We start from the raw sequence: 11952 nt of genomic DNA on the forward strand, positions 1-11952 counted from the left end.
GATGAAAACGGTTTTTATTAAACAACAAAAAATAGCAGCGTGATGGTTATCAAACAATTTCAACTAAGAATGGGATTGACCCCCCAGGGCAAGCCCTGGAAGATTCTCCGTCTAAGGCAGAGGGTTTTAACCGTTTCGGCTCGTCTGCCGAAGTCCCCGCCAACGAGCGGGGACGTAGGTGGATAAGCCAAAGCCTTTCGATGGATGGTTATCGCATTAGGGAAAGAAAGTTGCGTAAAATTTTGCCGTTTCATTTTAGACCAAACGAAAGTTGACTTGCATATAGTTCGACTTAAACCAGTAACCCCAATAATTCAAAAAAAGGCACAACTTCCTTCAAACCTTACCGAAAGTAAGAATAGAAGGTATCTATGGCGAAAATCCTATTTCGTGGAATCAATTCTTTTGGCTCTGGCAGGCCCCCTATGGGGGCTGCCACCTTTGTGCGGCGCCCAGCTTTAGGCTGTTTACAACATCCTGTAACAAAACCCATCCGCTTACTATCCGGTGCACCAAGTAGACTCAATTTATCAGGAGACTTCCGCACAATCACCAGGGATGCACGTCTTTTTGGAGGGCCTGATGATTTTGATCGAGATTTTTTGACTCGACTATCATTAAACCCTGGCCTTTGTTTTGTGGATAGTGAAATTGATGCCGATGACTTCTCTGCTATCAACCCCTTTTCCATTTCTACTAAAGACCATCCCCCCGCTTTCTTTCGCAGGAAAGTTTTTGGGCAAGTAATTGATACCATCAATCATACAACCCATGAAGTGGTCATAGTAGGCAATCATGGAACAGGTAAAAGTACTCTCTTAAAAGAACTGGAGACAGAATTAAGGCGACAAGGCCATTGGGTGGCGCTCATCGATGTCTCTTCCTTATCCTTAAGTTACCACGGTACCAAGGGAAGAGCAGAATTGGTCAATGAACTTATCCAGCAAACCATGCAAAGAAGGGATTCTACTTTATTAAATGTAGCCAGGGACTGGATAGCCGACACGGGGGCAAATCGAGGCATTCTCATTCTCGATCGGACTTATGGCCCTAAATTTTTCCCTTACGTAAAAATATTAAGAGAGGCGGGCATCAGGCTGATTTATGGAACTCACCTCAAAAGCATGGAACTGGATCCGGAGTTTGCTCAAGAAATGAACAAACACGAAGTTATCAATATTACCCCGTCCGTGGAAGAAATCGCATCAATTCTGAGAGCCCTTGGAGGGAATCTTATTGAATACGAGGCGGCCCATAAGATTGCGGAGTATGTCAATGTGCTCTATGCAGAGGTTACAATTCAAATAATGAGATATTTTCGTGAAAGAACTGACTGTTCACCCGAATTCAATTTACATTTTTCCAATGGGCCATTGAGGTTGGCCATCCGTATGGCCGAAAATATGTATGCTAGTAGAGGAAACCGCAACCGAATCACAACGGATTGGGTTGAACAAGAATGGAATACCTATGGCTTCTTACTTTTTGAGGAAAGTTTTTGGGAGTTCCACCCTTCAAGAAGTTGAAGGCAACAGAACCCCATCGACTAACACCGTCACATAATCTTGGGCCACTGTCAGTAGGCCACCGGTGATGTCAAAGGTTTTGGTTTGGTCGGCTTGACGGACAGATAAGGCCCCTGCCTGAAGAAGGGTAAGGTATTCTGTATGCTGGGGGAGAAGACCCACTTCGCCATTGACTGACGGGGCCACAACTTCATCAGCATCCCCCTTAAAAAGGGCCTGCGAGGGAGTTAGAATTTCGACGTGTAGAGACATAATTATTTTAATTCTAATGTCTTCGACTCCGCTCAGACACCACACTTTAAGGGTCCCCGAGCGGAGTCGAGGGGCCGAGAAAATCACGCAGCCAATTTCTGCGCCTTGGCTAACACTTCTTCGATGGAACCCACCAGATAAAAAGCCTGTTCGGGCACATCGTCGTGCTTGCCTTCCACAATTTCCCTGAAACCACGGATGGTGTCGGCCACCTTCACATACTTTCCTTCCAAACCTGTAAACTGGGCGGCCACAAAGAAGGGCTGTGACAGGAATTTCTGGATTTTGCGGGCACGGGACACAACCAATTTATCTTCTTCGGACAATTCATCCATCCCCAAAATGGCGATGATATCCTGAAGGTCTTTATATTTTTGCAATGTCTGCTGAACCTGGCGAGCCACCTTGTAATGTTCTTCTCCCACAACTTGTGGATCCAAGATACGCGAAGTGGAATCCAAGGGATCCACTGCGGGATAAATTCCAAGTTCCGCAATCTGGCGTGAAAGAACCGTGGTTGCATCCAAGTGGGCAAAGGCCGTTGCGGGAGCCGGGTCAGTCAAATCGTCAGCGGGCACGTAAATAGCCTGCACAGAGGTGATGGACCCCTTGGTTGTTGTGGTAATGCGTTCCTGCAAATTACCCATTTCAGTGGCCAGTGTCGGCTGATACCCCACAGCCGAAGGAATACGTCCAAGCAAAGCCGACACTTCCGAACCGGCCTGAGTAAAACGGAAAATATTATCGATGAACAAAAGCACATCCTGACCTTCTTCATCACGGAAATATTCAGAAACCGTCAAAGCGGAAAGCGCCACGCGGGCACGAGCACCGGGGGGCTCGTTCATCTGACCATACACAAGGGCTGCTTTGGCCAAAACGCCGGAATCTTTCATTTCGTGCCACAAATCGTTTCCTTCGCGGGTACGTTCCCCCACACCGGCAAACACCGAGTAACCGCCGTGTTGCTGGGCAACGTTGTTGATTAATTCCATGATAAGCACGGTCTTTCCCACACCGGCTCCCCCGAACAAACCGATTTTTCCGCCACGGGAGTAGGGGGCCAAAAGATCAACCACTTTAATACCTGTTTCAAACATTTGCACTTTCACGTCCTGATCCACAAATTTGGGAGCTTCACGGTGAATGGGCAAAGTTTTTTTGGTTTTGATAGGGCCCCCTTCGTCGACAGGCTCGCCGACGACATTCAAGATGCGTCCTAAAACTTCGCGGCCAACGGGCATTTGGATGGGTTTACCGGTATTTTTAACAGGCTGGCCACGAACCAAACCTTCACTTGAATCCATGGCAATGCAGCGCACCGTGTTTTCACCCAAATGCTGGGCCACTTCCAGCACAAGATTATCTTCCTGGTTACTAATGGAAGGATTGGTCAGCGTAAGCGCTGTATAAATCTCAGGCAAATTGCCGGAATCAAATCTTACGTCGACCACGGGGCCGATCACCTGGGTTATTTTTCCTGATTGTTGGGTCATAATTTCTCCGTTTTCTGGTACGGGCGGGTTTTAAACCCGCCCCTACAATTATTTTATCGATTCCGCCCCGTTCACAATATCCATCAATTCTCTGGTAATAGCGGCCTGACGGGCCCGGTTATATTGCAAAGTGAGGCTTGAAATCATGTCTTTGGCATTTTTGGTCGCACTGTCCATGGCGGCCATGCGGGCGCCAAGTTCGGAAGCCACCGATTCAAGATGGGCCCGATAAATCTGGGTGGCCACATATTTTGGAATCAGTAAATCCAACACTTCCCCTGCACTGGGCTCAAAGATGAACCCGAAAAGATTCTGGGGACCATTTAAATCTTCCGTTTTTATCGCAACGGACACGGGTAATAATTTTTCTATCTTCACTTCCTGGGTGAGTGCCGAAACAAAACGGTTATAGATAATGACGTATTCGTCATACTCCCCCTTTAAAAAACCATCGATCATTCCTTGGGCCACTTTGGTCGCCTCTTCAAAAGGGAACTGATCGGCATATTCCAGAAAAATATTTTTTGGATCCCGTTTGCGTGCTCTGTAAAAATCGCGTCCTTTTTTACCGATAACGTTAAGGTCAATCAATTCATACCGGGTTCCCAAACTTTTGATGTAAGTTTCAGCCTGGCGCAACAAATTTGAGTTAAAACCACCGCACAAACCACGGTTTGATGTAAAACTTAAAATGGAAATACGCTTTGGATTTTCACGAGGCGAAAACAAGGGATGCGCAAGGTCGGTATTTTTTGAAGCAATGGTTTCAATAATCTTATGAAGACTGTTGGCATAGGGCCGCGAAGCCTGCACTGCCGTCTGGGCGCGACGCAACTTGGCCGCCGCCACCATTTTCATGGCTTTGGTGATTTTTTGCGTGTTCTTCACCGAAGTGATGCGCTTTCGGATTGTTTTAAGAGTGGCCATTTATTCTTTCGAATGCCGGACACTTCGACTTCGCTCAGTGACCGGCATAACGGTGCCTGAGCGGAGTCGAAGGCCGTGTTACACTACAAACATCCCCTTGAATTCATCAAGGGCGGCATTCAACAATTTTTTCATTTCGTCATCCAAAGCCTGTTTTTTCTTCAGCGTTTCAATAACGGAAGCTTTTTTGGTTTCCAGATAAAGGGTCATTTCTTCCAAATATTTTTCAACCTTGTTGGCAGGAATGGCATCCACATACCCGTTGGTAGCGGCATAAATCTGGATGACCTGGATTTCAATCGCCATGGGCTTGTATTGGCCCTGCTTGAGCACTTCAACCAAACGTGCACCGCGATTTAATTGGGCCAAAGTGGCCTTGTCCAAATCACTGCTGAACTGGGCAAACGCCGCCAGTTCACGGTATTGCGCCAGTTCCAAACGCAGGGTTCCGGCAATTTGCTTCATGGCCTTAATTTGGGCAGCTCCCCCTACACGAGAAACCGACAACCCCACGTTCACCGCGGGGCGCACACCGGAATAGAATAAATCGGCTTCCAAATAAATTTGCCCATCGGTAATTGAAATAACATTCGTCGGAATATAGGCCGACACATCACCGGCTTGGGTTTCAATGATGGGAAGCGCTGTCAGCGAACCCCCGCCTTCAGCATCTGAAAGCTTGGAAGCTCGTTCAAGCAAGCGGGAATGGAGATAGAACACATCCCCGGGAAAAGCTTCACGTCCGGGAGGACGGCGCAGCAACAATGAAAGCTGACGATAAGCCACCGCCTGTTTGGATAAATCATCATAAATGATCAGGGCATGACGGCCTGAATCGCGGAAAAATTCCGCCATGGTGCAACCGGTATAAGGGGCAATAAACTGAAGAGGGGCTGGGTCGGAAGCATTGGCCACAACAACAGTGGTGTAATCCATGGCTCCATGGGTTTTTAATTTATCCACCACTTGGGCCACGGTGGATTGTTTTTGTCCAATGGCCACATAAAAACAGAATACGTCCTTGCCTTTTTGATTGATGATGGTGTCAATGGCCACGGCTGTTTTGCCTGTTTGACGGTCCCCAATGATCAGCTCGCGCTGGCCACGACCGATGGGGATCATGGCGTCAATGGCCTTTAAACCTGTTTGCATGGGCTGGCTGACACTTTTTCTTTTGACAATGCCAGGGGCCTTAATTTCGATACGACGTGTCTTGTCGGTTTTTAGGGGCCCAAGGCCGTCAACGGGTTCGCCCAAGGCATTGACCACACGGCCCACCAAGGTTTCCCCCACGGGCACTTCAGCAATAAGCCCCGTTCTTTTGACCAAATCTCCTTCTTTAATGGAAACATCGCTTCCCATGATGGCGCAACCGACATCATCTTCGTCCAGGTTTAAGGCAATGGCCTTGATTCCGCCGGGAAATTCCAAAAGCTCACCGGCCATCACTTTTTCCAAACCATGAACTCGCGCTATGCCATCCCCCACCGAAATTACCGTACCCACTTCGGCACGATCAACAACGGCATCATAGTTTTGGATATGTTTTTTTAAAATATCACTGATTTCTTCGGCTCTGATTTGCATATGAAGCATCCACCCTTCGACAGGCTCAGGGTGTCCATTACTAGAATGGACATGGCGAGCTTCTAGAATGGACATGGTGAGCTTAGTCGAACCATGGCTCTTTCTTTAATATTTAAAAATTTTCCACCTTCAATTCCTGGGTCAGGCGATTTAACTGCGACCTTAAAGTGCCATCAAAAATTTCCCCGCCAATTTGTACCGACACACCACCCAAAACAGAAGGTTCCACTTTCCCTTTTAACAAAACTTTTTTGCCCATTATCGATGAAAATGTGGTTTCCAAGATGTTGATTTGGTCCTGCCCCAGGCTATGGGCCGAGGTCACAACAGCTTCAACCTTGTTTTCATCGGCATAAACATAGCCCTGATAGGCTTCAATAATAAGGGAAAGAAGCGATATCCTGGCTTTTTCAATCAAGATCTTAATAAAGTTTTTAACCTCTTTGTCAAAACCACAACGGCTGGCCACTTCATTGACAATAGCAAGACGTTCCCCCATATCCAAAAAACGATTGCCCAATGACAACAACAAAAGGGGAGATGTCTTTGATGTCGATTCAAGCTGACGCAATTGTTCCAGATAAGCATCGAGCTTTTTTTGTTCCTTCCCAAGGCTAAACAGGGCCCTGGCGTATCTTCTGGCTATGGATCGTTCAATCATTTTTACCCTTCGACGGGGCTCAGGGTGTCCCTTACGCAGGACATGGCGAGCTTTGTCGAACCATGTAACTATCTTTGTCCCACCTGTTTCAAAAATTCCTGAACCAACCGGGTTTCGTCTTCGGATTTGACAGCTTCTTTCAAACTTTTCTCTGCCAAATCACGGGCCATGCCAACGGTGGCCAATTTTAGTTCTTCTTTGGCCCTTTTTAATTCTGAGTCGGCAATTTTTTTGGCATCTTCTTTTAATTTTTCGGAATATTCCCTGGCCTGCTCGATAATTTTTATTTTTTCAGCTTCTCCATTCTCCTTAAAATTTTGGATCAACAAACGGGACTCTGCATCGACATGATCCAGCTTTTTTTTCACCTCTTGGTAACCTTTAAGGACGATTTCATGATTTTTTTTCGACTGTTCAACGGCCGCTTTGAGTAATTCGGCACGCTTGGCAAAAAAATCACGAAGGGGCTTGCGCAAAAGAAAAACCAATCCAGCGGCCAAAACAACAAAATTGATCAGCCCAAAAACATACCCTTTATCCGGAGCCAAAGGGCCATGGGCGCCTTCATGCCCGGCAACAGAAACAAGGGGCATTAATTGCGCCATACTATAAACAATGAAACCAAAACGCTTAACCATCTTAGGCCACTTTTCTTTCTAAAATTTTTGTCACCATGTCGCGGGCCAGTTCCTGGGAATATTGCTTCAATTTAAGCAAAGCCTCTTTCTTTTGGTGATCAAGATCAACCTTAAGCTTGCCCATCACTTCTTCATTTTGAACACGCACAAAAGCAATCATCTTTCTTTCTTCTTCCCGGGCCTGACTTACCAAAGCTTCACGAGCTTGGCTGGCCTCAAGGCGGGCCTTGGCCATAGCATCTTCATACTGGGTTAAAATGGTTTTGGTTTCTTGGGTCAGTTTTTCGGTGGTTTCTTTAAGGTGGTCGGTATTATCACGACGCTTTTCAATAATTTCGAGGGTTGGGCCTATGACCCACCGGGACAGGGCCATAAAAACAGCCATAAAAATGAACCAAAGAACGAAAATACTCTTATCTGGAAGTAAAAAATCAGGCATTTGGGGTTTTGTTTGCGCTATTTTAAAAGCGTTTTCAAAAAACTTAATGAATAACCGTTCATCCAAGGGCGCCCCCGAGTACCATAGTTTAAAAAGACCTGTCAAGGATTTGTGCCTGCAAAAAAACCGTCGAAGAAAAAATATTTTCCCAAACCCAATTTTTACGTTATGAGGTCCCCTGCATTATGCAAAATGTTCAACTTTATTGGCTTATTCCATTTGGTCTTTTACTTTTAACCATCGCCTTATTCCCCCTGTTATTTTCCCATTTTTGGGAGAAAAACCGCTTCAAAGCCCTGATCACCACCCTTATTTCACTTCCTGTATTTGTTTTGCTTTTTAAAAATTACCCCCACGAACTGGCGCATACCACGCATGAATACATTTCATTTTTGGTTCTTTTAGGTTCCCTTTTTACTGTTTCGGGGGGCATTCATTTATCAGGGGACATTCAGGCCACTCCAAAAATAAACACCTTGTTTCTGGCAACCGGAGCTGTTTTGGCCAATTTTGTTGGGACAACCGGGGCCAGCATGCTGCTTATTCGCCCCATGCTTCAAACAAACAGCGAACGCAAAAACACCCGCCACATTCCCCTCTTTTTCATTTTTTTGGTCAGCAATATCGGCGGTATGCTGACACCCATCGGCGATCCTCCCTTGTTTCTTGGTTATTTGCGCGGCGTTCCTTTTTTATGGACCCTGCATCTTCTCCCCATCTGGCTTGTAAGCGTGGGGTGTTTATTGGCTTTGTTTTACTGGTGGGATGGAAAAGCCTATCAAAAAGAAAAATTTGAGGATTTTAAGAAAGACATCACCTTGATTACTCCTCTTAAAATTCATGGGGCTTTCAATTCCCTGTTTTTAGCAGGAATTGTCGGGGCCGTTTTCTTGCCAAGCCCTTTTCGTGAACTGGTCATGGTAGGTTTAGCCATCACTTCCTATTTTTTTACTTCCGAAACTGTCCATACAAAAAACAAATTCGTATTTGGTCCCATTATCGAGGTGGCCATCTTGTTTGCAGGAATTTTTATCACCATGGTGCCGGCTTTGGCTTATCTGGAACATCATGGCGCCCAATTTGGCATCACCCAACCTTTTCAGTTTTACTGGATTACCGGGGTCCTTTCTTCTTTTTTGGACAATGCCCCCACCTATCTCACTTTTTTGTCCTTGGCGCAGGGACTTCATCTCGAAGGAGCTTCCATTGTAGGAGTCACCCCTTCCATCCTTAAAGCGATCAGCGCCGGCGCTGTGATGATGGGGGCCAATAGCTACATTGGCAACGGCCCCAATTTTATGGTCAAGGCCATTGCCGATGAAGCCGGGTTTAAAACACCCTCCTTTTTTGGCTATATGGCTTATTCGGGTGGTATTTTAATTCCTCTTTTCATCCTCATCACCCTTTTGTTTTTTATATGAAGCCATTCAAATTACTTAGTTTTGGTTTCATTGTTTGTATTCTTTCCTGCACCTCCCGCTTTCAAAGCCAGCAAGGGCCGGCCATTGTGGCCATTGTCAATGGGATGGCCATCAAAGATTCCGACGTTAAACTTTACCTGCAATTAAACAGGGGAAGTCTTGATTGGGCCAAGCTCGATGCAAAACAGAAAAAAAATCTTTTGGAAGACACAGTTTATCATTTAGTGGACACAACCATTTTGGTTGATTGGGCCCAAAAAAATGACATCACCCTTTCGGCAGAAGAAATAGCCACCGGCATGAATCAGTTAAAAAGTGGATATTCCGAAAGCGATTTTGAACAAATGCTTCAAAATAAGACGGTGGGAGATGACACCTGGCAAAAAATAGCTCTTCAACATTTGATTGTCGGAAAAATCCTGTCCGGAATTATTGAATTAAACGTAAAAGTTTTCCCCGGAGAAATAAGCACCTATTACAAAAATCACCGGGATGAATTCCAGAAAAAAGAACAGGTCCATGTGCGTCACTTGGTCACCGATTCCCAGGAAAAAACCCAGGAGTTGAGAAACAAAATATTGAAAGGAGAAAATTTTGCTGAATTGGCCATCAAGCATTCCCTTTCCCCTGACCGGTCCCAGGGAGGAGATTTGGGTTATTTTGAACGTGGCACTTATCCCAAAGAGTTTGATGATGTTTGCTTTAAACTAAAACCCGGCGAAATAAGCCCTGTGGTCAAAAGCCAATATGGATTCCATATTTTCAAATTGATCGATAAAAAACCGGCCGGGCTTACCCCCATGGCCTATGTTCAAGATGAGATTGCCACCCGTATTCTTGAAGAAAAATCATCTACTGCTTACCAGGAATGGTTTGCCGAAATTAAGGAAAAATCGCTGATCACCCTTAATTTGAAAGCCCTTAAAAATATATCGTTGGATGACTAACCCTTGCCTGCACCAAACTTATCTTGCCTTCACTCGTTAAAAAGCGCTATTGACCCCATTCTTATAAGGAGAAAGCCTGTGAAACAAATGATGCTCGCCCTGATATTGATTCTGTCCCTAAATACCCCGGCCCATGCCGAAATTGTCGATAAAATTGTGGCCCTTGTGGATGACGAGGCCATCACTGAATCTGACATTACCAAGGCCAATATTAATAATCGCCTGTTTCCCGTTGCAGTTCTTCAAAACAAGGATCAAAACCGCCGCACAACCCACCATTACATCTTACAAAGCCTCATCGATGAAAAAATTCTTCAGAAAGAAATTGAAAAATCAGACATCAAAATTTCAGATCTTGATGTGGACAATTCAATCCGCGACATTCTGGTAAAAAAACAAATGAAACGCGAAACTCTTGAGCAAACTCTTAAATCAAGCGGGATGAGCTGGAACAACTACAAGGAAAGCATTCGCAACAATATGAAACAGGAAAAATTTTTGCAGCAGGAAATTTATCCCCGTATCCGCATTGCAGATTATGATCTTCAACAATATTACAACAAAAATAAAGCCGCCTACCAAGGTTATGGCAAAGTACGTTTTCTTGAAATTTTCCTGACCCCTGAAAGTGTTCCAGCAGGAGAAAACCCTGTGGACTTTGCCAAAAAACTTGTCGCCCGTTTGCGTGGGGGCGAATCATTTGAAAAACTGGCACGTCAATATTCCAAGGGCCCTTTTGCATCTGATGGCGGTAATTCGGGGCTTCTCGACACAACCTCACTCAGGGGGGATCTTAAAGAACTTCTGTTGGCCCTTAAACCCAATATGGTCACCGACCCCATGCCTTCTCCCGATGGAAACGGCATCATCATTATGAAAGTTGTCGAAAAAACCAATCCCATGGATCGCCCCTTAAATGAAGTCAAAGAAATGGTACGTCGGGAATACGCCGATGAAGTGGTCGGAAATGAATTGGAAAAATTTGTCATGGAAGCCCGTTCACAACATTTTGTGGAAATAAGGGAATGAAATGAACCCCTCCATCGCCATTACTTTGGGAGATCCCCTGGGCATTGGTTCTGAAATTGTTGCCAAAGCCCTTCAAAAAAAATCCATAAAAAATCTGGCCCACTGGAAAATTTTTGGAACATCCTACGATCCTTCCCTCTCTCAAAAAAAAGCGGGCTTTTTAAGCTGGGATGCCCTCAACCTTGCTGTTACCTCAATCAAAAAAGGGGAATGCCAGGCTCTGGTAACAGCCCCCGTAAGCAAGACCCATCTCCAATTGGTGGGATTTCCCTTTCCGGGGCAGACAGAATTTTTGGCCCATGCCTTTAACACCAAACAATTTGCGATGATGTTAGCCGGCCCCACGCTAAAAGTGGTGTTGACCACCATTCATCTTCCCTTGGCCAAGGTCCCAAAGGCCATCACTACGGCACTGGTGCTGGAAAAAATTAAAATAACGCATGACTCCCTCAAAAAATGGTTCGGCAAATCCAAACCAAAGATTGCCGTATGCGGGCTTAACCCCCATGCGGGGGAAAATGGGTTGTTTGGAAATGAAGAAAAACTCATCATCCTTCCTGCCATCCGCAAAGCTCAAAAAAGGGGCATCAAGGTCACCGGTCCCCTTCCTGCCGACACCGTTTTTTTTGAGGCCCGATGTGGAAAATATGATGCCGTGATCGCCCATTACCACGACCAGGGGCTTGGCCCTCTCAAAACGCTGCATTTTGACGAGGGAGTCAACATCACCTTGGGGCTCCCCATTTTACGCACTTCGCCCGACCATGGGTGCGCCTTTGATATTGCGGGAAAAAACAAGGCGAATATTCAAAGCATAATGGAAGCCATACGTTTGGCGGTTCAATCAGCTTAAACTTTTATCCCCTACGCTCGTTGGCTTCGGGGACGAGCCTTGCTAGATCAAAACCCTCCGCCGTAAGCGGAGAATCTTAGGTCTAGGAGCCTGTCGGAATAATCATTTTCTTACTCATGATTTTTTCCAGACTCTGATTTTTTCGTGAACTCATTGTTCTGTAAATCCAGTTTTTT

Annotated in this window: 12 protein-coding genes; 5 read left to right on the forward strand and 7 right to left on the reverse strand. The window is 45.6% G+C overall.

Going from position 1 to position 11952, the window contains the following annotated elements:
• The first annotated feature begins 371 nt into the window (after positions 1-371).
• Positions 372-1526 carry a hypothetical protein gene (locus A2048_03400; GenBank protein ID OGP07572.1) on the forward strand — a complete coding sequence of 385 codons (1155 nt, stop codon included), beginning with the start codon at positions 372-374 and terminating at the stop codon, positions 1524-1526.
• Here the strand turns inward: A2048_03400 and A2048_03405 are convergent.
• The 7 genes from A2048_03405 to A2048_03435 form a co-directional block, all read right to left on the reverse strand.
• Entirely contained in the window at positions 1515-1865 is a 351-nt protein-coding gene (locus A2048_03405) for an ATP synthase F1 subunit epsilon (GenBank protein ID OGP07573.1), read from the reverse strand. The genes A2048_03400 and A2048_03405 overlap by 12 nt on opposite strands.
• Positions 1862-3274, reverse strand: coding sequence for a F0F1 ATP synthase subunit beta (locus tag A2048_03410; GenBank protein ID OGP07574.1), 1413 nt, complete (start codon positions 3272-3274; stop codon positions 1862-1864). Before A2048_03410 ends, A2048_03405 begins: the two co-directional genes overlap by 4 nt.
• A 48-nt stretch (positions 3275-3322) precedes the next feature.
• A complete protein-coding gene (locus A2048_03415; protein ID OGP07575.1) occupies positions 3323-4201 on the reverse strand; it encodes an ATP synthase F1 subunit gamma in 879 nt (292 codons plus the stop codon).
• A 78-nt stretch (positions 4202-4279) separates the two neighbouring features.
• Positions 4280-5788, reverse strand: a complete 1509-nt coding sequence (locus tag A2048_03420; protein ID OGP07583.1) for a F0F1 ATP synthase subunit alpha — start codon at positions 5786-5788, stop codon at positions 4280-4282.
• 112 nt (positions 5789-5900) lie between these two features.
• Positions 5901-6449 (reverse strand): ATP synthase F1 subunit delta, encoded by a 549-nt coding sequence (locus A2048_03425; protein ID OGP07576.1) that lies wholly within the window; start codon positions 6447-6449, stop codon positions 5901-5903.
• Between the two features lie 68 nt (positions 6450-6517).
• Positions 6518-7087, reverse strand: a complete 570-nt coding sequence (locus A2048_03430; protein ID OGP07577.1) for a hypothetical protein — start codon at positions 7085-7087, stop codon at positions 6518-6520.
• Between the two features lies 1 nt (position 7088).
• Positions 7089-7592, reverse strand: a complete 504-nt coding sequence (locus tag A2048_03435; GenBank protein ID OGP07578.1) for a hypothetical protein — start codon at positions 7590-7592, stop codon at positions 7089-7091.
• Positions 7593-7633: 41 nt separating this feature from the next.
• Here A2048_03435 and A2048_03440 point away from each other — a divergent pair, with 41 nt between their 5' ends.
• The 4 genes from A2048_03440 to A2048_03455 all read left to right on the forward strand — a co-directional run bounded on the left by A2048_03440 (position 7634) and on the right by A2048_03455 (position 11776).
• Positions 7634-8947, forward strand: coding sequence for a hypothetical protein (locus A2048_03440; protein OGP07579.1), 1314 nt, complete (start codon positions 7634-7636; stop codon positions 8945-8947).
• Positions 8944-9894 (forward strand): hypothetical protein, encoded by a 951-nt coding sequence (locus tag A2048_03445; protein ID OGP07580.1) that lies wholly within the window; start codon positions 8944-8946, stop codon positions 9892-9894. The genes A2048_03440 and A2048_03445 overlap by 4 nt, the downstream gene beginning before the upstream one ends.
• Positions 9895-9984: 90 nt before the next feature.
• Positions 9985-10923 (forward strand): hypothetical protein, encoded by a 939-nt coding sequence (locus A2048_03450; protein ID OGP07581.1) that lies wholly within the window; start codon positions 9985-9987, stop codon positions 10921-10923.
• Between the two features lies 1 nt (position 10924).
• Complete coding sequence (locus tag A2048_03455) at positions 10925-11776, forward strand: 4-hydroxythreonine-4-phosphate dehydrogenase PdxA (GenBank protein ID OGP07582.1); 852 nt, start codon at positions 10925-10927, stop codon at positions 11774-11776.
• Positions 11777-11952: the final 176 nt, after the last annotated feature.

The organism is Deltaproteobacteria bacterium GWA2_45_12 (assembly GCA_001797365.1).
In the GTDB taxonomy this organism is placed as follows: Bacteria; UBA10199; UBA10199; order UBA10199; family UBA10199; genus UBA10199.